Annotated in this window: 22 protein-coding genes; 21 read left to right on the top strand and 1 reads right to left on the bottom strand. The window is 69.9% G+C overall.

The window, feature by feature from the left end:
- The first annotated feature begins 64 nt into the window (after positions 1-64).
- The 20 genes from ACIRP7_RS23855 (at position 65) to ACIRP7_RS23950 (ending at position 21,081) form a co-directional block, all read left to right on the top strand.
- Positions 65-1,873, top strand: a complete 1,809-nt coding sequence (locus ACIRP7_RS23855) for a DUF5941 domain-containing protein (protein WP_403662960.1) — start codon at positions 65-67, stop codon at positions 1,871-1,873.
- Positions 1,870-2,631, top strand: coding sequence for a sugar phosphate nucleotidyltransferase (locus ACIRP7_RS23860; RefSeq protein WP_403662963.1), 762 nt, complete (start codon positions 1,870-1,872; stop codon positions 2,629-2,631). The genes ACIRP7_RS23855 and ACIRP7_RS23860 overlap by 4 nt, the downstream gene beginning before the upstream one ends.
- Positions 2,619-3,680: an iron-containing alcohol dehydrogenase family protein gene (locus ACIRP7_RS23865; protein ID WP_403662966.1), complete on the top strand. Its 1,062-nt coding sequence runs from the start codon at positions 2,619-2,621 to the stop codon at positions 3,678-3,680. Before ACIRP7_RS23860 ends, ACIRP7_RS23865 begins: the two co-directional genes overlap by 13 nt.
- The gene (locus ACIRP7_RS23870) at positions 3,658-4,437 is read left to right on the top strand and encodes a CDP-alcohol phosphatidyltransferase family protein (RefSeq protein ID WP_352380721.1); all 780 of its coding nucleotides are present in this window, start codon (positions 3,658-3,660) and stop codon (positions 4,435-4,437) included. Before ACIRP7_RS23865 ends, ACIRP7_RS23870 begins: the two co-directional genes overlap by 23 nt.
- An 8-nt stretch (positions 4,438-4,445) precedes the next feature.
- A complete protein-coding gene (locus tag ACIRP7_RS23875) occupies positions 4,446-5,318 on the top strand; it encodes a glycosyltransferase family 2 protein (RefSeq protein ID WP_403663585.1) in 873 nt (290 codons plus the stop codon).
- A gap of 95 nt (positions 5,319-5,413) precedes the next feature.
- Positions 5,414-6,343 (top strand): ABC transporter permease, encoded by a 930-nt coding sequence (locus tag ACIRP7_RS23880; protein WP_352380717.1) that lies wholly within the window; start codon positions 5,414-5,416, stop codon positions 6,341-6,343.
- A complete protein-coding gene (locus ACIRP7_RS23885) occupies positions 6,336-7,115 on the top strand; it encodes an ABC transporter ATP-binding protein (RefSeq protein ID WP_403662969.1) in 780 nt (259 codons plus the stop codon). The genes ACIRP7_RS23880 and ACIRP7_RS23885 overlap by 8 nt, the downstream gene beginning before the upstream one ends.
- Before the next feature lie 388 nt (positions 7,116-7,503).
- Positions 7,504-8,406: a squalene synthase HpnC gene (hpnC, locus tag ACIRP7_RS23890; RefSeq protein ID WP_403662972.1), complete on the top strand. Its 903-nt coding sequence runs from the start codon at positions 7,504-7,506 to the stop codon at positions 8,404-8,406.
- Positions 8,403-9,353, top strand: a complete 951-nt coding sequence (gene hpnD, locus ACIRP7_RS23895; RefSeq protein ID WP_403662975.1) for a presqualene diphosphate synthase HpnD — start codon at positions 8,403-8,405, stop codon at positions 9,351-9,353. The genes hpnC and hpnD overlap by 4 nt, the downstream gene beginning before the upstream one ends.
- Complete coding sequence (locus ACIRP7_RS23900; protein ID WP_352380709.1) at positions 9,353-9,502, top strand: DUF6380 family protein; 150 nt, start codon at positions 9,353-9,355, stop codon at positions 9,500-9,502. The genes hpnD and ACIRP7_RS23900 overlap by 1 nt, the downstream gene beginning before the upstream one ends.
- Complete coding sequence (gene hpnE / locus ACIRP7_RS23905) at positions 9,499-10,893, top strand: hydroxysqualene dehydroxylase HpnE (RefSeq protein ID WP_403662978.1); 1,395 nt, start codon at positions 9,499-9,501, stop codon at positions 10,891-10,893. The genes ACIRP7_RS23900 and hpnE overlap by 4 nt, the downstream gene beginning before the upstream one ends.
- Positions 10,894-10,964: 71 nt before the next feature.
- Positions 10,965-12,029, top strand: a complete 1,065-nt coding sequence (locus ACIRP7_RS23910) for a polyprenyl synthetase family protein (protein WP_403663588.1) — start codon at positions 10,965-10,967, stop codon at positions 12,027-12,029.
- Positions 12,030-12,150: 121 nt separating this feature from the next.
- Positions 12,151-14,142: a squalene--hopene cyclase gene (gene shc / locus ACIRP7_RS23915; RefSeq protein WP_403662981.1), complete on the top strand. Its 1,992-nt coding sequence runs from the start codon at positions 12,151-12,153 to the stop codon at positions 14,140-14,142.
- Positions 14,142-14,783 (top strand): 1-hydroxy-2-methyl-2-butenyl 4-diphosphate reductase, encoded by a 642-nt coding sequence (locus ACIRP7_RS23920; protein ID WP_403662984.1) that lies wholly within the window; start codon positions 14,142-14,144, stop codon positions 14,781-14,783. Before shc ends, ACIRP7_RS23920 begins: the two co-directional genes overlap by 1 nt.
- A gap of 5 nt (positions 14,784-14,788) precedes the next feature.
- Entirely contained in the window at positions 14,789-15,811 is a 1,023-nt protein-coding gene (hpnH, locus tag ACIRP7_RS23925) for an adenosyl-hopene transferase HpnH (RefSeq protein WP_352380702.1), read from the top strand.
- Positions 15,812-15,815: 4 nt separating this feature from the next.
- Entirely contained in the window at positions 15,816-16,973 is a 1,158-nt protein-coding gene (gene ispG / locus ACIRP7_RS23930; RefSeq protein ID WP_403662987.1) for a flavodoxin-dependent (E)-4-hydroxy-3-methylbut-2-enyl-diphosphate synthase, read from the top strand.
- A 27-nt stretch (positions 16,974-17,000) separates the two neighbouring features.
- Positions 17,001-18,899 carry a 1-deoxy-D-xylulose-5-phosphate synthase gene (gene dxs / locus ACIRP7_RS23935; RefSeq protein ID WP_403662990.1) on the top strand — a complete coding sequence of 633 codons (1,899 nt, stop codon included), beginning with the start codon at positions 17,001-17,003 and terminating at the stop codon, positions 18,897-18,899.
- Positions 18,896-20,281, top strand: coding sequence for an aspartate aminotransferase family protein (locus ACIRP7_RS23940; RefSeq protein ID WP_403662993.1), 1,386 nt, complete (start codon positions 18,896-18,898; stop codon positions 20,279-20,281). The genes dxs and ACIRP7_RS23940 overlap by 4 nt, the downstream gene beginning before the upstream one ends.
- 75 nt (positions 20,282-20,356) lie before the next feature.
- Positions 20,357-20,962, top strand: a complete 606-nt coding sequence (locus tag ACIRP7_RS23945) for a helix-turn-helix domain-containing protein (RefSeq protein WP_403662996.1) — start codon at positions 20,357-20,359, stop codon at positions 20,960-20,962.
- Positions 20,959-21,081: a DUF6126 family protein gene (locus ACIRP7_RS23950; protein ID WP_037716072.1), complete on the top strand. Its 123-nt coding sequence runs from the start codon at positions 20,959-20,961 to the stop codon at positions 21,079-21,081. Before ACIRP7_RS23945 ends, ACIRP7_RS23950 begins: the two co-directional genes overlap by 4 nt.
- A 12-nt stretch (positions 21,082-21,093) precedes the next feature.
- Here the strand turns inward: ACIRP7_RS23950 and ACIRP7_RS23955 are convergent, their stop codons facing one another.
- On the bottom strand, positions 21,094-21,891 hold the full coding sequence (locus ACIRP7_RS23955) for a tyrosine-protein phosphatase (protein WP_403663000.1): 798 nt from the start codon (positions 21,889-21,891) through the stop codon (positions 21,094-21,096).
- 207 nt (positions 21,892-22,098) lie between these two features.
- Between ACIRP7_RS23955 and ACIRP7_RS23960 the strand changes: the two genes are divergently transcribed.
- On the top strand, positions 22,099-24,174 hold the full coding sequence (locus ACIRP7_RS23960; RefSeq protein ID WP_403663003.1) for an alpha-galactosidase: 2,076 nt from the start codon (positions 22,099-22,101) through the stop codon (positions 24,172-24,174).
- Positions 24,175-24,296 lie beyond the last annotated feature (122 nt).

Genomic DNA, 24,296 nt, shown 5'->3' on the forward strand with positions numbered 1-24,296 from the left:
AAGGGGCGCCCCCATCGTGCACATGACCGGCGCCCGCGCGTCGGCACCCAGGGAGTGAGTTCGGTTGTCGACCGCCATCCTCACCGGTCAGCCGGTCCCCGGATCGTCGATCGAGGGTGATCTGCGGTCCCTCGGCTTCGACGTGCAGGTCGCCGCGGACGCCGCCGACGCCGAGCGACTGATCGCCGAAGTGCCCTGCGACCAGCGCGTCGCCCTCGTCGACGCCCGGTTCGTCGGCCATGTACACGCGCTGCGCCTGGGCCTCACCGACCCCCGCTTCCCCCTCGCCGAGCTGCCCGGCGCCGTCACCGCACAGCCCGACGGCCGCGTGACCCTCACCCGCGCCGTGGCCCGCGAGAATTCCGCGGGCGGCGGCACGGCAGTCGCCGTGGACAGCCTTCCCGACCGCATCGTCACCGCGCTGGCCGACGACGGCGCCGAGGTGTACCGCCCCGAGCTCGGCAGCCTGGTCGCCACCGTCCCCGCCGACCCGCAGGCCCGTAACGAGGCACGGCAGGCCGTCGCGGACGTCGACGACGAGGCCGTTCGCCTGAAGTCCGCCGTGAAGTCCCGCGACGGGTTCTTCACCACCCACTTCATCAGCCCCTACTCCCGTTACGTCGCCCGCTGGTGCGCCCGTCGCGGCCTGACCCCGAACCAGGTCACCACGGCCTCCCTGATCACCGCCCTCGTCGCGGCGGCCTGCGCGGCCACCGGCACCCGGGGCGGCTTCGTCGCCGCGGGCGTCCTGCTCATCGCGTCCTTCGTCCTGGACTGCACCGACGGCCAGCTCGCCCGTTACTCCCTGCAGTACTCCACCCTCGGCGCCTGGCTCGACGCCACCTTCGACCGCGCCAAGGAGTACGCCTACTACGCCGGCCTCGCCCTGGGCGCGGCCCGTGGCGGTGATGACGTGTGGGCCCTGGCGCTCGGCGCGATGATCCTGCAGACCTGCCGGCACGTCGTCGACTTCTCCTTCAACGAGGCGAACCACGACGCGACCGCCAACACCAGCCCCACGGCGGCCCTTTCGGACAAGCTCGACAGTGTCGGCTGGACGGTGTGGGTCCGGCGGATGATCGTCCTGCCCATCGGGGAGCGCTGGGCGATGATCGCGGTGCTCACGGCGGTCACGACTCCACGGATCACCTTCTACGCCCTTCTCGTCGGGTGCGCCCTCGCGGCGACGTACACGACGGCGGGCCGGGTACTGCGGTCGCTGACCCGCAAGGCGCGGCGGACGGACCGGGCGGCGCAGGCGCTGGCAGACCTCACGGACTCGGGCCCGCTCGCGCAGGGCATCGCGGGGCTCCTCAAGGCTCCCGCGCGCCGCCTGCCCGGTTTCGCCGCTCCTGCTCTGGCCCTGCTCGGCGGTCTCGTCCTCGTCGGTCTCGCCTGGCAGCCCGGCTTCGGCGGACCGCTGACAGTGGTCGGAGCCGTGATCTACGCGGTCACCTCGGCCCTGGCCGTCGCCCGCCCCCTCAAGGGCGCCCTCGACTGGCTGGTCCCGCCCTTCTTCCGCGCCGCGGAGTACGGCATCGTCCTGCTGCTCGCGGCCGAAGCGGACGTGAACGGGGCCCTTCCTGCGGCTTTCGGCCTGGTGGCCGCCGTCGCCTACCATCACTACGACACGGTGTACCGCATCCGCGGCAACGCCGGAGCGCCCCCGGCCTGGCTGGTGCGTGCCGTCGGGGGGCAGGAGGGGCGGACACTCCTCGTCGTCGTTCTGGCCGCGGCGCTCACCGCCTCGCAGTTCACGCTCGCGCTCACGGTCCTGGCCGTGGCCGTGGCCCTGCTGGTGCTCGTCGAGAGCATCCGCTTCTGGGTGTCCGCAGGGGCGCCCGCCGTACACGATGAAGGAGAACCCGCATGATCGGCCTCGTGCTGGCGGCCGGCGCCGGACGCCGTCTGCGCCCCTACACCGACAGCCTTCCCAAGGCTCTGGTGCCGGTGGGGCCCGCGGGCATAGAGGGCGGCCCCGATGAGGTCACAGTTCTCGACCTGACCCTCGGCAACTTCGCCGAGATCGGTCTGACCGAGGTCGCGGTCATCGTCGGCTACCGCAAGGAAGCCGTGTACGAGCGCAAGGCGGCCCTGGAGCAGAAGTACGGCCTCAACCTCACCCTCATCGACAACGACAAGGCCGAGGAGTGGAACAACGCCTACTCCCTGTGGTGCGGCCGTGACGCCCTCAAGGACGGCGTGATCCTCGCCAACGGCGACACCGTGCACCCGGTCTCCGTCGAGAAGACGCTGCTCGCCGCCCGCGGCGAGGGCAAGCGGATCATCCTCGCCCTGGACACCGTGAAGTCCCTCGCGGACGAGGAGATGAAGGTCGTCGTCGACGCCGAGAAGGGCATGACGAAGATCACCAAGCTGATGGACCCGGCCGAGGCCACCGGCGAGTACATCGGTGTCACCCTCATCGAGGGCGCCGCCGCCCCCGAACTGGCCGACGCCCTGAAGACCGTCTGGGAGACCGACCCGCAGCAGTTCTACGAGCACGGTTACCAGGAGCTCGTGAACCGCGGCTTCCGTATCGACGTCGCGCCGATCGGCGACGTCCCGTGGGTGGAGATCGACAACCACGACGACCTCGCCCGTGGACGGGAGATCGCGTGCCGCTATTGACCAGGCTGATCCCCTCACCGGTCGTCGTGGACATCCGCCCGGGTGCCCTCGACGACCTGGCCGGTGTGCTCGCCGACGAACGCATCTCGCACTCCGGCAAGCTGGCCGTCGCCGTCAGCAACGGCTCCGGCGCCAAGCTGAAGGAACGGCTCGCGCCCGCCCTGCCCGGCGCCACCTGGTACGAGGTCGGCGGCGGCACCCTCGACGACGCGATCCGGCTGGCCGGCGAGATGAAGGCCGGCCACTACGACGCGGTCGTCGGACTCGGCGGCGGCAAGATCATCGACTGCGCCAAGTTCGCCGCGGCACGCGTCGGCCTGCCCCTGGTCGCCGTACCGACGAACCTCGCGCACGACGGCCTGTGCTCGCCCGTCGCGACCCTCGACAACGACGCGGGCCGCGGCTCCTACGGTGTGCCCAACCCGATAGCGGCCGTCATCGACCTGGACGTCATCCGCGAGGCCCCGGTGCGCTTCGTGCGCGCGGGTATCGGCGACGCGATCTCCAACATCAACGCGATCGCCGACTGGGAGCTCGCGAGCCGCGTCAAGGGCGAGAAGATCGACGGACTCGCGGCCGCCATGGCCCGCCAGGCCGGCGAGGCAGTGCTCCGGCATCCCGGCGGGGTCGGCGACAACAACTTCCTCCAGGTGCTCGCCGAGGCACTCGTCCTCACCGGTGTCGCGATGTCGATCTCGGGCGACTCACGGCCCGCGTCCGGCTCGTGCCACGAGATCAACCACGCGTTCGACCTGCTCTACCCCAAGCGCGCCGCCGCCCATGGCGAGCAGTGCGGCCTGGGCGCGGCCTTCGCGATGTACCTGCGCGGAGCCCACGAGGAATCGGCGTACATGGCCGAGGTCCTGCGCCGGCACGGACTTCCGGTACTGCCGGAGGAGATCGGCTTCACGCCCGCGGAGTTCGTGCGCGCCGTGGAGTTCGCCCCGCAGACCCGCCCCGGCCGCTACACCATCCTCGAACACCTCGACCTCAAGACCGACCAGATCAAGGACATCTACACCGACTATGTCAAGGCCATCGGTAGCTGAACTCCGTCCGGTCGTCCACCCCGCAGGGGTCAAGGACCGGCGCAGCGGTGAGCACTGGATGGGACGCCTCTACATGCGTGAGGTGTCCCTGCGGGTGGACCGCTACCTGGTGAACACCAGGGTCACGCCCAACCAGCTCACGTACCTGATGACCGTCTTCGGTGTCCTCGCGGCCCCGGCCCTCCTGGTGCCGGGGATCCCGGGAGCCGTGCTCGGCGTGGTGTGCGTCCAGATGTATCTGCTGCTCGACTGCGTCGACGGCGAGATCGCGCGCTGGAAGAAGCAGTACTCGCTCAACGGCGTGTACCTGGACCGCGTGGGCGCGTACCTGACCGACGCGGCCGTGCTCGTCGGCTTCGGTCTGCGCGCCGCCGACCTGTTCGGCAGCGGCCGTATCGACTGGCTGTGGGCCTTCCTCGGCACGCTGGCCGCCCTCGGCGCGATCCTGATCAAGGCCGAGACCGACCTGGTCGGTGTCGCTCGCCACCAGACCGGGAAGCCGCCGGTCCAGGAGGCGGCCGCCGAGATGCGCTCCTCCGGCATGGCGCTGGCCCGCCGGGCCGCCGCCGCGTTCAAGTTCCACCGGCTGATCCTCGGCATCGAGGCGTCCCTGCTGATCCTGGTCCTCGCGATCGTGGACCAGATGCGCGGCGACCTGTTCTTCTCCCGGCTCGGCGTCGCCGTGATGGCCGGCATCGCGCTGCTCCAGACGCTGCTGCACCTCGTGTCGATCCTCGCCTCCAGCAGGCTGAAGTGAGTACGGGCATGAAGGTCGGCGCGGTCATCATCACCATGGGCAACCGCCCCGAGGAGCTGCGTGCCCTGCTCGACTCGGTCGCCAAGCAGGACGGCGACCCGGTCGAGGTGGTCGTCGTCGGCAACGGCTCGCCCGTCCCGGACGTCCCCGCCGGCGTGCGGACCATCGAACTGCCCGAGAACCTCGGCATCCCCGGCGGCCGCAACGTCGGCATCGAGGCCTTCGGCCCCAGCGGCCGCGACGTCGACATATTGCTTTTCCTGGACGACGACGGTCTCCTCCCGAACCACGACACCGCCGAGCTGTGCCGCGAGGCGTTCACCAAGGACCCCAGGCTCGGCATCGTCAGCTTCCGCATCGCCGACCCCGACACCGGGGTCACCCAGCGCCGGCACGTCCCCCGGCTGCGGGCCGCCGACCCGATGCGCTCCTCCCGGGTGACCACCTTCCTCGGTGGCGCCAACGCCGTACGCACCCAGGTCTTCGCCGAAGTCGGCGGCCTTCCGGACGAGTTCTTCTACGCCCACGAGGAAACCGACCTTGCCTGGCGGGCCCTCGACGCGGGCTGGATGATCGACTACCGGTCCGACATGGTGCTGTACCACCCGACGACCGCGCCCTCGCGGCACGCGGTCTACCACCGCATGGTCGCCCGCAACCGCGTCTGGCTCGCCCGCCGCAACCTGCCCGCGCTGCTCGTCCCGGTCTACCTCGGTGTCTGGATGCTGCTCACCCTGGTGCGCCGCCCCTCACGGCCCGCTCTGAAGGCCTGGTTCGGCGGCTTCCGGGAGGGCTGGAGCACTCCGTGCGGACCGCGCAGGCCGATGAAGTGGCGTACCGTCTGGCGACTGACCCGACTGGGCCGGCCCCCGGTCATCTGACAAGCTCGTTCCCGAGAGCGGCAGGGCCGCACCGCGGCCCGCGCTCCCGCCCTGTCCGCACAGGCGCGCATCCCGAAGAGGAAAGCTATCCATCAGTGAGTGAGACAACGCACGACGGCACGGTCGCGGTGAGCGCGCCCGCGTCGCCCGACGAGGGCCTCACGGCGGCACAGCTCGCCGACCGGTACGGCCTGACCGTGAGCGGCGCCAGGCCCTCACTCGTCGAGTACGTCCGCCAGCTCTGGGACCGGCGCCACTTCATCCTCGCGTTCTCGCGGGCGAAGCTGACCGCCCAGTACAGCCAGGCCAAGCTCGGCCAGCTGTGGCAAGTGGCGACGCCGCTGCTGAACGCGGCCGTGTACTTCTTCATCTTCGGCGTCATCCTGAACGCCAGCCGGGGCATGCCGAAGGATGTCTACATCCCGTTCCTGGTCACGGGTGTCTTCGTGTTCACCTTCACGCAGAGCTCCGTCATGGCGGGCGTCCGCGCCATCTCCGGCAACCTCGGCCTGGTCCGCGCACTGCACTTCCCGCGGGCGTCCCTGCCGATCTCCTTCGCGCTCCAGCAGCTCCAGCAGCTGCTGTTCTCGATGGTCGTGCTGTTCGCCGTGGCGATCGGCTTCGGCCACTACCCGGATCTGTCCTGGGCGCTCATCGTGCCGGTGCTGATCCTCCAGTTCCTCTTCAACAGCGGCCTGGCGCTGATCATGGCCCGCGCGGGGGCCAAGACCCCCGACCTGGCGCAGCTCATGCCGTTCGTGATGCGTACCTGGATGTACGCGTCCGGCGTGATGTTCTCCATCCCGATCATGCTGGCCGACAAGCCGCAGTGGGTCGCCACGGTGCTCCAGTGGAACCCGGCGGCCATCTACATGGACCTGATGCGCTTCGCCCTGATCGACGAGTACGGCGCCGAGAACCTGCCCGACCACGTCTGGGCGGCCGCGGGCGGCTGGGCGGCGCTCTTCGCGCTCGGCGGCTTCGTGTACTTCTGGAAGGCGGAGGAAAGGTACGGCCGTGGCTGAGGACACCAGGGGCGAGCACACCCCCACCGTCATCGCGGACGAGCTGCACATCGTCTACCGCGTCAACGGCGCCAAGGCCGGCAAGGGCAGCGCGACCGCCGCGCTGAGCCGCATCCTCAAGCGCGGTGAGGAGCGGGGCGTGCGCAAGGTGCACGCCGTCAAGGGCGTCTCCTTCGTCGCCTACAAGGGCGAGGCGATCGGCCTGATCGGTTCCAACGGCTCCGGCAAGTCGACGCTGCTGCGCGCCATCGCCGGCCTGCTGCCCGCCGAGAGCGGCCGCGTCTACACCCACGGCCAGCCGTCCCTGCTCGGCGTCAACGCGGCCCTGATGAACGACCTGACGGGCGAGCGCAACGTCATTCTGGGCGGCCTCGCCATGGGGATGACCCGGGAGCAGGTCAAGGAGCGCTACCAGGAGATCGTCGACTTCTCCGGGATCAACGAGAAGGGCGACTTCATCACCCTTCCGATGCGCACCTATTCGTCCGGCATGGCGGCCCGTCTGCGCTTCTCCATCGCCGCGGCCAAGGACCACGACGTCCTCATGATCGACGAGGCCCTGGCCACCGGTGACCGCAAGTTCCAGAAGCGTTCCGAGGAACGCATCCGGGAACTGCGCAAGGAGGCCGGCACGGTGTTTCTCGTCAGTCACAACAACAAGTCGATCCGTGACACCTGCAACCGCGTCCTGTGGCTGGAACGCGGGGAACTGCGCATGGACGGCCCGACCGACGAGGTCATCAAGGAGTACGAGAAGTTCACGGGCAAGTAGTCCACCCCGCCGCGGACGAAAATGACCGCTCCGCTCGACCTGGCCCCGCCGGAACTGTTTCGGCGGGGCCACACGTCTGCAAAGGAAGCGTCAACTTCGGCGCCCCTTAGGAATCTTGAGACCAATCGGTGTGTTGTTGTGATGTGCAGGACACCCCGACGATCCTTGCCGCGTTGTACAACGTAAGCTGTACCGGTGCCCAATCGCGGCAAGTGGGGCGATAATGCGCGACACCCGATCACAGGGGACGTCGCGCGGACCGCCGGGCGGCGTGTCCGAAATAGTGTGCCTTGGGTCGGCGGTGTAGAACGGGAGATGTGACGGCGATGGCTACGGAAACTCCCCAGCTCAACGCAGCACGTGCCGTCCCCGCCGCGGGCAGGCAGCGATGACGGAGACCGGCACGACGCGCCCCGGAGCGACGGAGCGCGGAACGCTCGACAAGGCCGCGGCGGAGAACTTCCCCGTGGCTCCGTTCTTCCTGCCCAAGGAGTGGCGCACCGACCTCATGGCGGTCTACGGCTTCGCGCGCCTCGTCGACGACATCGGTGACGGCGACCTGGCCCCCGGCGGCGCCGACGCCGCCCTGCTCGGCGTGTCCGCCGCGGAGGCCGGGGACCGGCTGGTCCTGCTGGACGCCTTCGAGGCCGACCTGCACCGCGTCTTCTCCGGAGCCCCCCGCCACCCGTTGCTGCGCCGCCTCCAGCCCACGGTCCGCCGCCGTACCCTCACTCCCGAGCCCTTCCTCGGCCTGATCGCCGCCAACCGCCAGGACCAGCTCGTCACCCGCTACGAGACCTACGACGACCTGCTCGCCTACTGCGAGCTGTCCGCCAACCCCGTCGGCCGTCTCGTGCTCGCCGTCACCGGCACCTCGACCCCCGAGCGGATCCGTCTCTCGGACGCGATCTGCACGGCCCTTCAGATCGTCGAACACCTCCAGGACGTCGCCGAGGACCTCGGCCGCGACCGGATCTATCTGCCCGCCACGGACATGAAGCGCTTTCACGTCCAGGAGACGGACCTCGCCACGAAAACCGCGGGCGCATCGGTGCGCGCTCTGGTTGCATACGAGGCACAACGCGCCCGTGAACTCCTGAATGAAGGCGCCCCCCTGGTGGGTAGCGTCCACGGCAGACTGAAGCTGCTGCTCGCAGGGTTCGTGGCGGGGGGAAGGGCGGCGCTCCGCGCGATCGCCGCCGCCCAGCACGACGTACTTCCCGGCCCGCCCAAGCCCGGCAAGCTCCAACTGCTGCGCGAGGTGGGCGTCGCTCTGCGAGGAGAGGGGTGATCCGGACCGTGGAGTCACCTTCGCACGTGTCCGCACCGGTACTCGCCGCCTACAGCTACTGCGAGACCGTGACCGGACAGCAGGCCCGTAACTTCGCGTACGGCATCAGGCTGCTGCCGACGTCCAAGCGGCGTGCGATGTCGGCGCTCTACGCGTTCTCGCGGCGCGTCGACGACATCGGTGACGGCGCCCTGGCGGACGGGGTCAAGGCCGCGAGACTCGAGGACACCCGGGCGATGCTGACCCGGGTGCGTGAGGGCTCGGTCGGCGAGGACGACACCGATCCGGTGGCCGTCGCCCTCGCCCACGCCGCCGAGACCTTCCCGATCCCGCTGGGCGGCCTGGACGAACTGATCGACGGCGTCCTGATGGACGTACGCGGCGAGACCTACGAGACCTGGGACGACCTGAAGGTGTACTGCCGCTGTGTGGCCGGCGCCATCGGCCGGCTCTCGCTCGGTGTGTTCGGCACCGAACCCGGGGCGCGTGCCGCCGAGCGCGCGCCGGAGTATGCCGACACGCTCGGTCTCGCGCTCCAGCTCACCAACATTCTCAGAGACGTCCGTGAGGACGCCGAGGGCGGGCGCGCCTATCTGCCCGCCGACGACCTCGCGAAGTTCGGCTGCTCGGCCGGCTTCAAGGGGCCGAAACCACCGGAGGGCGCCGACTTCGCGGGCCTCGTCCACTTCGAAGTGCGACGGGCCCGCGCCCTTTTCGCCGAGGGCTACCGACTGCTGCCCATGCTCGACCGGCGCAGCGGTGCCTGTGTCGCCGCCATGGCCGGCATCTACCGCCGACTGCTCGACCGCATCGAGCGCGACCCCGAGGCGGTGCTGCGCGGCCGGGTCTCACTGCCCGGACGCGAGAAGGCGTACGTCGCCGTCCGCGGCCTGTCCGGCCTGGACGCCCGGCATGTGACGCGGCGGACGGTCAGGAGGCGGGCCTGATGGGTGAGGTGGACAATTCGGTCCAAGGTGATGCCGCCGGAGAAAAACGGCACGCAACCCTCCGCTCGAGGACGGCGTCCCTGACTGCAACGGCCGGCCGTGCACCGTTCAAGCACCACGGCGTCCGGGCAGGAGAGGATGTGCGATGACCGACGGACAGCGGTCCGGACGGGATGCCGTCGTGATCGGCGGTGGGCTCGCCGGTATCACCGCCGCGCTCGCGCTCGCCGACGCCGGAGTGCGCGTCACCCTGCTCGAAGGCCGGCCACGCCTGGGCGGACTCGCCTTCTCCTTCCAGCGTGGCGAACTGACCGTCGACAACGGACAGCATGTCTACCTGCGCTGCTGCACCGCCTACCGCTGGTTCCTCGACCGCATCGAGGGGACGGCGCTGGCGCCGCTGCAGGATCGTCTCGACGTGCCCGTACTCGACGTGGCCCGGCCCGCGGGCCGACGGCTCGGCAGACTGCGGCGCGACGCGCTGCCGGTGCCCCTGCATCTGGGACGCAGCCTCGCGACCTATCCGCATCTCTCGCTCGCCGAGCGGGCCAGGGTGGGGCGGGCCGCGCTCGCGCTCAAGGGGCTCGACCTCACCGATCCGAGCCTGGACGCACAGGACTTCGGCAGCTGGCTGACCGCACACGGTCAGTCGGCGCGTGCCGTCGAGGCCCTGTGGGACCTGGTCGGGGTCGCCACCCTCAACGCGGTCGCGGGCGACGCCTCGCTGGGGCTCGCCGCGATGGTGTTCAAGACCGGTCTGCTGTCCGACCCGGGCGCGGCCGACATCGGCTGGGCGCACGTCCCGCTGGGTGAACTGCACGACCGGCTCGCCCGCAAGGCGCTCGACTCCGCGGGCGTGCGTACCGAGGTCCGTACACGCGTCACCTCCATCTCTACTGACGAGAACGGCACTTGGAGCGTTCAGGTTCCCGGGGAGACGATCCGGGCCGACGCGGTCGTGCTCGCCGTCGCCCAGGGCGAGGCGTGTGACCTGCTGCCGGAGGGTGCGCTCGACGCCCCGGAAAATCTTCGCGAGATCGGCACCGCGCCGATCCTCAACGTCCATGTCGTCTACGACCGCAAGGTCCTCGACAAGCCGTTCTTCGCGGCCCTCGGCACCCCGGTGCAGTGGGTCTTCGACCGCACCGACGCCTCCGGGCTGCGCGAGGGCCAGTACCTCGCCCTGTCCCAGTCGGCCGCGCACGACGAGATCGACGAGCCGGTGGCCGTACTGCGCGAGCGGTATCTGCCCGAGCTGGAGCGGCTGCTGCCGCTCGCGCGTGGCGCCGAGGTGAAGGACTTCTTCGTGACCAGGGAGCGCACGGCGACGTTCGCCCCGGCCCCCGGCGTCGGACGGCTGCGGCCCGGCGCCCGTACGAAAGCCCCCGGCCTCTACCTGGCCGGCGCGTGGACCGCCACAGGGTGGCCCGCGACCATGGAGAGTGCGGTCCGCAGTGGTGTGAGTGCGGCGGACGCCGCCCTCGCCGCCCTGGGCCGGCCCCGCCCCGCCCGTCTCTTCGAGTTCGAGGAGGCCGCGTGATGCTCGACCAGCACGGCGTATCCGGCCCCAGCACCTCCGGTACCGCAACAAGAGGAGAGACTGTGCCCACTGTGCCCCCGGCCGAGACGGCCGCTGCGAGGAACGCGGTGGACGTGACCGCGCTCCTGGAGCGCGGCCGGACCCTGGCCACTCCGGTGCTGAAGGCGGCCGTCGACCGCCTCGCATCCCCGATGGACACCGTTTCCGCCTACCACTTCGGCTGGATCGACGCCCAGGGCAACCCCGCGGACGGCGACGGCGGCAAAGCCGTGCGCCCCGCCCTCGCCGTCCTCTCCGCCGAGGTCACCGGCGCCCCGCCGGAGACCGGCATCCCCGGCGCGGTCGCCGTCGAACTGGTCCACAACTTCTCCCTGCTGCACGACGACCTGATGGACGGCGACGAGCAGCGCCGCCACCGCGACACCGTCTGGAAGGTGCACGGCCCCGCCCAGGCCATCCTGGTCGGCGACGCCCTGTTCGCCCTGGCCAACGAGGTTCTGCTGGAGCTCGGCACCGTCGAGGCGGGCCGCGCCACCCGCCGTCTGACCACCGCCACCCGCGCCCTGATCGACGGCCAGGCCCAGGACATCTCCTACGAGCACCGCGACCGGGTCAGCGTCGAGGAGTGCCTGGAGATGGAGGGCAACAAGACGGGCGCCCTGCTGGCCTGCGCCAGCTCCATCGGCGCCGTGCTCGGCGGCGCGGACGACCGCACCGCCGACACCCTGGAGAAGTACGGCTACCACCTCGGCCTCGCCTTCCAGGCCGTCGACGACCTCCTCGGCATCTGGGGCGACCCGGTCTCCACCGGCAAGCAGACCTGGAGCGACCTGCGCCAGCGCAAGAAGTCACTGCCGGTCGTGGCAGCGCTCGCGGCGGGCGGTTCCGCCTCCGAGCGGCTCGGCGAGATCCTCGCCGCCGACGCCAAGAGCAGCGACTTCGAGAACTTCTCCGAGGAGGAGTTCGCGGCCCGCGCCGCCCTCATCGAGGAGGCGGGCGGCCGCGAGTGGACGGCCGCGGAGGCCCGACGTCAGCACACCATCGCCATCGAAGCCCTGAACGCCGTCGACATGCCGGACCGCGTCCGGGACCGGTTCACGGCGCTCGCCGACTTCGTCGTCGTACGAAAGAGATGATCACTATCGGTCGAATAGCCCTCGCGTAGTCGCCGGCCGGTGCTGCGAGGAAAGGACAGGCACCGGCCGACGGCGGACCCACAGCAGAGCACCACATTGCACACTGCACGAAGGGGAAGCCATGACAGCGACGACCGACGGAAGCACCGGGGCCCTGCAGCCCCGCGCTGCCGCGGCCAGCGAAACCCACCTCGACATTCCCGTCGCGGCCGGGATACAAGAAGCCGCCGTGCGTGCCGTCCAGCGCGCCACCGACCACCTGCTCGCCCGGCAGGACGCCGAGGGCTGGTGGAAGGGCGACCTCGAGACCAACGTCACGATGGACGCCGAGGACCTGCTGCTCCGTCAGTTCCTGGGTATCCGCGACGAGTCGACCACCCGCGCCGCCGCCAAGTTCATCCGCGGCGAGCAGCGCGAGGACGGCACCTGGGCCAGCTTCTACGGCGGGCCCGGCGAACTGTCCACCACCATCGAGGCGTACGTGGCCCTCCGCATGGACGGTGACGCCCCGGACGCACCGCACATGGCGAAGGCATCCGCCTGGATCCGCGCCCAGGGCGGTATCGCCGCGGCCCGGGTGTTCACCCGGATCTGGCTCGCCCTGTTCGGCTGGTGGAAGTGGGAGGACCTGCCCGAACTCCCGCCGGAACTCATCTACTTCCCCAAGTGGTTCCCCCTCAACATCTACGACTTCGGCTGCTGGGCCCGCCAGACCATCGTCCCGCTGACGATCGTCTCCGCGAAGCGCCCGGTCCGGCCCGCGCCCTTCCCGCTCGACGAACTGCACATCGACCCGGCCGACCCGAACCCGGCCAAGCCACTCGCCCCGGTGGCCAGTTGGGACGGCGCCTTCCAGCGTCTGGACAAGGCGCTGCACCAACTGCGCAAGGTCGCCCCGCGCAGACTCCGCAGAGCCGCCATGAACAGCGCGGCCCGCTGGATCATCGAGCGGCAGGAGAACGACGGCTGCTGGGGCGGCATCCAGCCCCCGGCCGTCTACTCGGTGATCGCCCTGCACCTGCTCGGCTACGACCTCGAACACCCGGTCATGCGGGCGGGGCTGGAGTCCCTGGACCGGTTCGCCATCTGGCGCGAGGACGGGTCCCGGATGATCGAGGCCTGCCAGTCGCCGGTCTGGGACACCTGCCTCGCCACCATCGCGCTCGTCGACGCGGGCGTGCCCGCCGACCACCCGCAGCTTGTCAGGGCCGCCGACTGGATGCTCGGCGAGGAGATCGTGCGGCCCGGCGACTGGTCGGTCAAGCGACCCCAACTCCCCCCGGGAGGCTGGGCCTTCGAGTTCCACAACGACAACTACCCGGACATCGACGACACCGCCGAGGTCGTCCTCGCCCTGCGCCGGGTCAGACACCACGACCCCGAGCGGGTGGAGAAGGCCATCGGGCGCGGGGTGCGCTGGAACCTCGGGATGCAGTCGAAGAACGGGGCCTGGGGCGCCTTCGACGTCGACAACACCAGCCCCTTCCCCAACCGGCTGCCGTTCTGCGACTTCGGCGAGGTCATCGACCCGCCGTCCGCCGACGTCACCGCCCACGTGGTGGAGATGCTCGCGATCGAGGGCCTCTCCCACGACCCGCGCACCCGGCGCGGCATCGAGTGGCTGCTCGCCGAACAGGAGCCGGACGGCTCGTGGTTCGGGCGCTGGGGCGTCAACTACATCTACGGCACCGGGTCGGTGGTGCCCGCGCTGACGGCGGCCGGACTGCCCGTCTCGCACCCGGCGATCCGGCGGGCGGTGGCCTGGCTGGAGAAGGTGCAGAACGACGACGGCGGCTGGGGCGAGGACCTGCGCTCCTACAAGTACGTCAAGGAGTGGAGCGGCCGCGGCGCCTCCACCGCCTCGCAGACGGCCTGGGCCCTGATGGCGCTGCTGGCCGCGGGGGAGCGGGACTCCAAGGCCGTCGAGCGCGGCATCGAGTGGCTCGCGAGCACCCAGCGCGAGGACGGCTCCTGGGACGAGCCCTACTTCACCGGCACCGGCTTCCCCTGGGACTTCTCCATCAACTACCACCTCTACCGGCAGGTCTTCCCGCTCACCGCCCTGGGCCGTTACGTCCACGGAGAACCGTTCTCCCGGACCGAGGCCCGCTGATGACCACCCAGCCCGCCACCACCCCGCTGCTGATCGCCTGCGCCCTCGGCATCGAGCACCTCGCCCTGCGCACCGGCGACCGCGGCGGGGCCGGCGGGCCGGTCACCCTGCTCCGGACGGGCATGGGCCCCAAGGCGGCACAGCGCTCCGTCACCCGGCGCCTGGCCGACCCCGCCCTCGCCGGGGCCGCCGTACTGGCCACCGGGTTCTGTGCCGGCCTTGCCCCCGGGATGCACCCCGGCGACCTGGTCGTCGCCGAGGAGACCCGGGATCCGGACGGAACCGTTCCGTGTCTGGAGACCGACCTGCTCGTCAAGGAGCTCGTACGGGTCCTGCCGGGACGTACCGTGCACACCGGACCCCTCACCGGATCCGATCACATCGTCCGTGGTCACGAGCGGTCGCAGCTGCTCGCGACCGGTGCGATCGCGGTCGACATGGAGTCCGCGGCCACGCTCCTGAGCGCCGTGCGCACGGGCGAGCGCCCGGTTGCGGCCGTCCGGGTGGTCGTGGACGCTCCACAACATGAACTCGTCCGGATCGGCACGGTACGCGGTGGAATATCAGCCTTCCGCGTTCTTCGTTCCGTCCTTCCCGCTTTTTACGAATGGCACCGTTCCTTGCTGCTCCCCAGGAGGTGAGCCAGATGGCCATGCCGCTGCGCCAGTCCATCAAGGTCGCTACATACTTGGCCGAACAAAAGCTCCGTAAGCGGGAGAAGTTCCCGCTGATCGTGGAGCTGGAACCTCTCTTCGCATGCAACCTGAAGTGCGAGGGCTGCGGCAAGATCCAGCATCCGGCGGGTGTGCTGAAGCAGCGCATGCCGGTGGCGCAGGCCGTCGGGGCGGTGCTGGAATCCGGTGCGCCGATGGTGTCCATCGCCGGCGGTGAGCCGCTGATGCATCCTCAGATCGACGAGATCGTGCGGCAGTTGGTGGCGAAGAAGAAGTACGTCTTCCTCTGCACCAACGCCATGCTGCTGCGCAAGAAGATGGACAAGTTCACGCCCTCCCCGTACTTCGCCTTCGCGGTGCACATCGACGGGCTGCGCGAGCGCCACGACGAGTCGGTTGCCAAGGAGGGTGTGTTCGACGAGGCGGTGGAGGCGATCAAGGAGGCCAAGAAGCGCGGCTTCCGGGTCACCACCAACTCGACCTTCTTCAACACCGACACCCCACAGACCATCATCGAGGTGCTCAACTTCCTCAACGACGACCTCAAGGTCGACGAGATGATGATCTCGCCCGCCTACGCCTACGAGAAGGCGCCCGACCAGGAGCACTTCCTGGGCGTGGAGCAGACCCGCGAGCTGTTCAAGAAGGCCTTCGCGGGCGGCAACCGCAAGAAGTGGCGGCTCAACCATTCCCCGCTCTTCCTGGACTTCCTGGAGGGCAAGGTCGACTTCCCGTGCACGGCCTGGGCCATCCCGAACTACTCCCTGTTCGGCTGGCAGCGGCCCTGCTACCTGATGAGCGACGGATACGTGCCGACGTACCGCGAACTCATCGAGGAGACCGACTGGGACAAGTACGGCCGCGGCAAGGACCCGCGCTGCGCCAACTGCATGGCGCACTGCGGCTACGAGCCGACCGCCGTCCTCGCCACCATGGGCTCGCTCAAGGAATCGCTGCGCGCCATGCGCGAGACGGTCTCCGGAAACCGCGAGTAGCGCCATGACCGCCATTCCCTTGGGCGTCCCCGAGGTACCGGTCCGGCCGATCGCCGAGCGGCGCCTGTCGCGGCAGATCATGGTCGGGCCGGTGGCGGTCGGGGGCGAGGCCGCGGTGTCGGTGCAGTCGATGACGACGACCCGTACGTCCGACATCGGCGCCACCCTCCAGCAGATCGCCGAACTCACCGCGTCCGGCTGCCAGATCGTCCGCGTCGCCTGCCCCACGCAGGACGACGCGGACGCTCTCGCGACCATCGCGCGCAAGTCGCAGATCCCGGTGATCGCGGACATCCACTTCCAGCCCAAGTACGTGTTCGCGGCGATCGAGGCAGGCTGCGCGGCCGTACGCGTCAATCCCGGCAACATCAAGCAGTTCGACGACAAGGTCAAGGAGATCGCGCGGACCGCGAAGGACCATGGCACGCCGATCCGGATCGGGGTCAACGCCGGGTCGCTGGACCGGCGGCTGCTCCAGAAGTACGGGAAGGCGACTCCGGAGGCGCTGGTCGAATCGGCGTTGTGGGAGGCGTCGCTGTTCGAGGAGCACGGCTTTAGGGACATCAAGATCTCCGTCAAGCACAACGACCCCGTGGTGATGGTGGCCGCCTACCAGCAGCTCGCCGAGCAGTGCGACTACCCGCTGCACCTGGGGGTCACGGAGGCCGGTCCAGCCTTCCAGGGGACGATCAAGTCGGCGGTGGCCTTCGGGGCGCTGCTGTCCAGGGGGATCGGCGACACCATCCGGGTGTCCCTGTCCGCGCCGCCCGCCGAGGAGGTCAAGGTCGGTATCCAGATTCTGGAGTCGCTCGGGCTCAGGCAGCGGCGCCTGGAGATCGTCTCGTGCCCGTCCTGCGGGCGCGCGCAGGTGGACGTGTACAAGCTGGCCGACGAGGTCACGGCGGGCCTGGAAGGCATGGAAGTGCCTTTGCGGGTCGCGGTGATGGGGTGTGTGGTCAACGGTCCCGGTGAGGCGCGGGAGGCGGACCTGGGGGTCGCCTCCGGCAACGGCAAGGGGCAGATCTTCGTGAAGGGCGAGGTCGTCAAGACCGTCCCGGAGTCGAAGATCGTGGAGACCCTCATCGAGGAGGCGATGAAGATCGCCGAACAGATGGAACAGGACGGCGTCGCGTCGGGGGAGCCGGCCGTCACCGTGAGTTGAACAGCACGGACCGAAGGGGGCCCGAGCGTGACCATTCTGGAGAACATCCGGGGACCACGCGACCTGAAGGCGCTGTCCGAATCGGATCTCGGCGAACTGGCCGAAGAAATCAGGGAGTTCCTGGTGCACGCGGTCGCCAGGACCGGCGGACACCTCGGGCCCAACCTGGGGGTGGTGGAACTGACCATCGCGCTCCACCGGGTCTTCGAGTCGCCGGTCGACCGCATCGTGTGGGACACCGGCCATCAAAGCTATGTGCACAAGATCCTGACGGGGCGTCAGGACTTCTCCAAGCTGCGCGGCAAGGGCGGCCTGTCCGGCTACCCCTCGCGCGAGGAGTCCGAGCACGACATCGTCGAGAACAGCCACGCCTCCACCGCGCTCGGCTGGGCCGACGGACTCGCCAAGGCCCGCCAGGTGCAGGGCGAGAAGGGACATGTCGTCGCGGTCATCGGCGACGGCGCCCTGACCGGCGGCATGGCCTGGGAGGCGCTGAACAACATCGCGGCCGCCAAGGACCGGCCGCTGATCATCGTCGTCAACGACAACGAGCGGTCGTACTCGCCGACCATCGGCGGCCTCGCCAACCACCTGGCCACCCTGCGCACGACCGACGGCTACGAGAAGGTGCTGGCCTGGGGGAAGGACGTGCTCCTGAAGACCCCCCTGGTCGGCAACACCGTCTACGAGTCCCTGCACGGCGCGAAGAAGGGCTTCAAGGACGCCTTCGCGCCCCAGGGCATGTTCGAGGACCTCGGGCTGAAGTACGTCGGTCCCATCGACGGACACGACATCGGGGCCGTCGAGTCCGCTCTGCGGCGTGCCAAGCGCTTCCACGGTCCGGTGCTGATCCACTGCCTCACCGAGAAGGGGCGCGGATACGAGCCCGCCCTCGCCCACGAGGAGGACCACTTCCACACCGTCGGTGTGATGGACCCCCTCACCTGCGAGCCGCTCGCCCCGTCCAACGGGCCTTCCTGGACCTCGGTGTTCGGCGACGAGATCGTGGCGATAGGGGAGGAGCGCGAGGACGTCGTGGCGATCACGGCGGCCATGCTGCATCCGGTGGGGCTGGGCAAGTTCGCGGTGCGTTTCCCGGACCGGGTGTGGGACGTCGGCATCGCCGAGCAGCACGCGGCGGTCTCCGCGGCCGGTCTCGCGACGGGGGGCCTGCACCCGGTCGTCGCCGTGTACGCCACCTTCCTGAACCGGGCCTTCGACCAGCTCCTGATGGACGTCGCCCTGCACCGGTGCGGGGTCACGTTCGTCCTCGACCGGGCCGGGGTCACGGGGGTGGACGGGGCCTCGCACAACGGCATGTGGGACATGTCGATCCTCCAGGTCGTGCCCGGACTGAGGATCGCCGCGCCCCGCGACGCCGACCAACTGCGGGCGCAACTGCGGGAGGCGGTCGCCGTGGACGACGCGCCGACCCTGGTGCGGTTCCCGAAGGAGTCGGTGGGGCCGGTGGTCCCGGCTGTGGACCACGTGGGCGGCATGGACGTGCTGCACCGCGGGGAGCGGCCCGAGGTGCTTCTCGTCGCCGTCGGCGTCATGGCGCCCGTCTGCCTCCAGGCCGCCGAGCTGCTGGCAGCGCGGGGCGTCAACTGCACGGTCGTGGACCCGCGTTGGGTCAAGCCTGTCGACCCGGCACTGCCGGGCCTCGCGGCGGAGCACCGGCTGGTGGCCGTGGTCGAGGACAACAGCCGGGCCTCCGGAGTGGGCGCAGCGGTGGCTTTGGCGCTCGGTGACGCCGACGTCGACGTGCCCGTACGGCGGTTCGGGATCCCGGAACAGTTCCTCGCGCACGCCAAACGGGGCGAGGTACTCGCCGACATCGGCCTGACGCCGGTCGAGGTGGCGGGACGGATCAGCGCGAGCCTGGCCCTGAAGGCACAGGCCGACGTCAAGGAGAAAGCTGAATGAGCACGGAGTTCGACCTCGGCAGACTCCTGGCCGAGCGCGGAGCCGAACGCTACGAGCTGCATACCAGGTACCTGAACCACCAGCTCCCGCGCATGCTGCACACCATCGGCTTCGACAAGGTCTACGAGCGCGGCGAGGGCGCCTACTTCTGGGACGCGGACGGCAACGACTACCTGGACATGCTCGCCGGGTTCGGGGTGATGGGCCTGGGGCGCCACCACCCCGTCGTCCGCAAGGCACTGCATGACGTCCTCGACGCCTCTCTCGCCGACCTCACCCGCTTCGACTGCCAGCCGCTGCCGGGGCTGCTGGCGGAGAAGCTGCTCACGTACACCCCGCACCTGGACCGGGTGTTCTTCGGCAACAGCGGCACCGAGGCGGTGGAGACCGCGCTCAAGTTCGCCCGGTACGCCACCGGGAAGCCGCGGGTCCTTTACTGCGACCACGCCTTCCACGGGCTGACCACCGGCTCCCTGTCCGTCAACGGTGAGTCCGGTTTCCGGGACGGATTCGCACCCCTGCTGCCCGACACCGCCGTACCCCTCGGCGATCTGGACGTCCTGGCAAGGGAGTTGCAGAAGGGCGACGTCGCCGCCCTGGTCGTCGAGCCGATCCAGGGCAAGGGAGTGCACGAGGCGCCGCCCGGCTATCTGCGCGCCGCGCAGGAGCTGCTGCGCCGGCACAAGGCGCTGCTCATCGCCGACGAGGTGCAGACAGGGCTCGGCCGGACCGGGGACTTCTACGCGTACCAGCACGAGGACGGGGTCGAGCCCGACCTGGTGTGCGTGGCCAAGGCGCTCTCCGGTGGCTATGTCCCGGTCGGCGCCACCCTCGGCAAGGACTGGATCTTCAAGAAGGTCTACTCGTCGATGGACCGGGTGCTGGTGCACTCGGCGAGCTTCGGATCCAACGCGCAGGCGATGGCGGCCGGGCTCGCCGTCCTGTCGGTCATGGAGAACGAGCAGATCGTCGCGAACGCCCGCGCCACCGGTGACCTGCTCAGGTCCCGGCTCGCGGCCCTGGTGGACAAGTACGAGCTGCTCGCCGACGTGCGAGGCCGGGGCCTGATGATCGGCATCGAGTTCGGCAGACCGAAGTCGCTGAAGCTGCGCAGCCGCTGGACCATGCTCCAGGCCGCGCGCAAGGGCCTGTTCGCGCAGATGGTCGTCGTCCCCCTCCTGCAGCGGCACCGGATCCTCACCCAGGTCTCCGGCGACCACCTGGAGGTCATCAAGCTCATTCCGCCGCTCGTCGTCGGGGAGAGGGAGGTGGACCGGTTCGTGGACGCCTTCACCGACGTCATGGACGACGCGCACAGCGGTGGCGGACTGATGTGGGACTTCGGAAAGACGCTGGTGAAGCAGGCGGTGGCCAACCGGTAACGGCTCCACCCGAGAGGCTTTTGCCTCTGAGGCAAGAAATTTGCCGCAGAGGCAAGTCTCCGGCTCAATGGAGGTATGACCTCCCCGGAAGCCTTCACGGAGCTGCCCTCGGTGGCTCCCCAGCTTCGCGCGCTGCGCCGTCGCGCCTCACTCACCCTGGAGGCGGCGGCCGGTGCCGCGGGGCTGTCTCCCGCCCATCTCTCCCGGCTGGAGACCGGACAGCGCCAGCCCTCGCTGCCAATGCTGCTCGCGCTGGCCCGTATCTACGGTACGACGGTCTCGGAACTTCTCGGTGAGACGGCCGCCGATCGTGACGCGGTGGTCCGCGCCGCCGACATGGAACCCACCGAGGCGGGCGGCTGGACCTACGTCCAGGCGGGTGCGGCCGGCCGTGGAATGCAGGCCCTGCGCGTGCAGGTGCCGCACGGCTCCCAGGGCGACATCGTGCGCGTGCATCCCGGCGAGGAATGGCTGTATGTCCTCAAGGGGCGGCTCAGGCTCCGCCTCGGGGACACCACGCACCAGCTCGGCCCTGGCGACAGCGCGCACTTCGACTCGCTGACCCCGCACCGCATCGCCGCCCTGGACCCCGACGGCGTCGAGCTCCTGTTCGTCCACACCCTGCTGCAGAGTCCCACGGCCACGCTGTGCCTGGGCCCCACCCCTGGAGACACGCCATGAGCGACATGGAAGAGAAGTTCCCCCGCGCCCTGTGGGTGCGCCTGATCATCTACCTCGCGGTCGGCCACGTCTTCGCGGCCTTCATCTACTTCCTCTTCGAGGTGGGAGCCGGGCAGTAGCCGCCGTACGCCTCAGTCGAGCAGCCGCTCCCGCAGCCGCTCACGGATCTCGGGGGTCAGGCCGAGGCCCTCTTCCAGATACGCCTCGACACTGCCCCACGTCTCCTCGATGGTCGCGAAAGCCGCCGTCAGATACTCGGCGCGGGCCTCGAACAGGGGGCTGAGCAGCTCCATGACCTCGGGGGAGTAGGCGTCGGCGGAGGTGCTGGTGCGCCGCACCTTGTAGCGGCGGTGCTTGGCGTTCGACTCCAGGTAGTCGGCGATGATCGCCTCACGCTCCACGCCCAGGGCGAGCAGGGTCACGGCGACGGCCAGACCCGCGCGGTCCTTGCCGGCAGCGCAGTGCATGAGAGCGGGCACGCTGTCCTCGGCGAGGGAGTGCAGCACCTGGGAGTGCTGGGCGGTGCGCTCCTTGATCATCGTGCGGTAGGAGTTGGTCATGCGCTCCGCCGCCTTGCCGTCACCGAGGAGCTCGCGCAGCTGCTCTATGTCGCCGTCGCGGACCATCTTCCAGAACCAGGTGCCCTCCGCCGGGTCGCTCAGCGGCAGGTTCACATTGGTGACGCCCGGCAGCTCGACGTCGGGGCCCTCCAGCTTCTGGTCCGCCGTGTTGCGGAAGTCGAAGATCGTGTGCAGGCCGAGCGAGGACAGGAAGGCCGCGTCGTCCTCCGTCGCGTGCGCGAGGTGGCCGCTGCGGAACAGCACTCCGTACCGCACCCGCCGCCCGTCCGCCGTCGGCAGCCCGCCCACGTCGCGGAAGTTGCGCACACCTGCCAGCTCGGGTTCGGTCGACGGGATCTGCTGCGTCACGGGGGGTCCTCCCAGCCAGGTTCCGTCGGCGCGGCTCGCCGGCGGAGGCACGCTCTCGACGATACGACATGATTCCTGGGGCAATGAGTTGTCCACAGGGCCGGCAACGACTTGTCCACAGCCGTTGCCACCAGGGCCGGTGCCCGCTGATGATGTTGGGGCCTGAGTGCACCTGTTGGCACCTGTTCGATCCTGTGAGGAAGCGCCATGCTGGAGATCGCCGAGAACGGCCGTACGTGGATTCTGTCCGGGCCGGCCAGCAGTTACGCCCTGCACCTCACCGCCGAGGACGAACTGCTGCACCTGCACTGGGGTCCGAGGATCACCCTGGCTGACGCCGAGGCCCTCGCCGTCCGTCCGCTGCCCGAGTACTGGCCCTTCGAGTCCCCGCTCGACGGACGCGAGGAGTACCCCGTCGAGGGCGGCCCCCGCTTCACCCGCCCCGCCCTGTCCGTGCGCACCGACGAGCGGCGCGGCACCGAGTGGAGCTTCGAGGCGTACGACACCGAGGGCGACGAGCTGCGGCTGCGGTTCCGCGACGGCGGGCTGGCCATCACGCTGCACTACCGGATGCGCGACGACGTCCTGGAGCGCTGGGTGACCCTGGACAACCAGGGGCAGGACCCGGTCGAGCTGCTGCGCGCCGACTCCGCCACCTGGACCCTGCCCGACCGCGAGGACGGCTGGCGGCTGTCCCAGCTGCACGGCCGCTGGGCCGCCGAGTCCCTGCTCACCCGGTCCCCCCTCACCTACGGCGAGAAGGTCATCGGCAGCCGCCGCGGCCACACCGGGCACCAGCACCTGCCGTGGGTCGCCCTCGACACCGACGCCACCGAGGAGCACGGCGAGGTCTACGGCGTCGCCCTCGGCTGGTCGGGGTCCTGGCGGATCGCCGTGGCGCAACTGCCCGACGCGCGCGTACAGATCACCGGCGGCGCCGGATACGACGACTCGGGTCTGTTCCGGCTGGCGGCCGGGGAGTCCTTCACGACACCCGTCTTCGCCGGACTCTGGAGCGACGGCGGCTTCGGCGGCGCGAGCCGCACCTGGCACGCCTACCAGCGGGCCCACGTCATCCCGCACGCGGACCAGGACCGGCCCGTGCTGTTCAACTCCTGGGAGGCCACGAACTTCGACATCTCCGAGGAGCAGCAGCGCACCCTGGCCCGGCGGGCCGCGGCGATGGGCGTCGAGCTGTTCGTGGTCGACGACGGCTGGTTCGGTGCCCGCACCAGCGACCGGGCCGGGCTCGGCGACTGGACGCCCAACCCCGACCGCTTCCCCGCCGGCCTCAAGCCGCTCGCCGACTACGTGCGCACCCTCGGCATGCAGTTCGGCATCTGGGTCGAGCCGGAGATGATCAATCCTGACAGCGAGCTGTACCGCGCCCACCCGGACTGGGTGCAGTACCAGACGGGACGGAAGCGGACGGAGTTCCGCAACCAGCTCGTACTGAACCTCGCGCGCGAGGACGTCCAGGAGTACCTGTGGGAGCAGCTCGACGCTCTCCTCTCCTCGGCCCCGATCGACTATGTGAAGTGGGACTTCAACCGCTGCTTCACGGACACGGGCTGGCCCGGTGAGTCCTACCCGCAGCGCCTGTGGGTGGACCATGTACGCGGCTTCTACACCCTCTTGGACCGGTTGCGGGAGGCCCACCCGGGCGTGGCCTTCGAGTCGTGCTCGGGGGGCGGCGGCCGGATCGACCTCGGGGTGCTCAGCCGCACCGACCAGGTGTGGACCTCGGACAACACCGACCCGCTCGACCGGCTCGCCATCCAGCACGGCTTCAGCCAGATCCATCCCGCGCGTGTGATGGCCGCGTGGGTGACCGACAGTCCCAACACCCAGCTCAACGACCGGGTGAGCTCGCTGCGATTCCGGTTCGTCAGCGCGATGGCCGGGGTGCTGGGGGTCGGCGGGGACCTCGCGGAGTGGACCGAGGAGGAGCTCGCCGAAGCCGCTCGGTGGGTGGGTCTCTACAAGGAGATCCGGCCTGTGGTGCAGCGCGGCGACCTGTACCGGCTTCGGCCTCCGCAGGGCGGGCTGAGCGCGGTGCAGTACCTCCTCGGGGACGAGACCGTCGTCCTCGCCTGGCTGCAGGCGCAGAAGTACGGCGAGCCCGTCCCCTCGCTGCGGCTGCGCGGGCTCGACCCGACAGTGTCGTACGAATGCCTCGAAACGGGCGAAGTGCACCGAGGTGCCGTATTGCTTCATCACGGACTTCGTACCGGTTTGCGCGGCGACCTCGATGCGACGGTTATCCGACTGCGTCGCATCTAGGGCTTGTGCCCGAATTGGCAGGTTCTCTCCCAACTCCTTTCGGTTTGAGGGTTCCTGTGAATTCGTGACGTGAGCAGCGTCATATCCGTGACGGTGTGTCGCCCGTCATGTTCACGTAATTC

This window comes from Streptomyces sp. NPDC102270 (genome assembly GCF_044766405.1).
Taxonomy (GTDB): domain Bacteria; phylum Actinomycetota; class Actinomycetes; order Streptomycetales; family Streptomycetaceae; genus Streptomyces.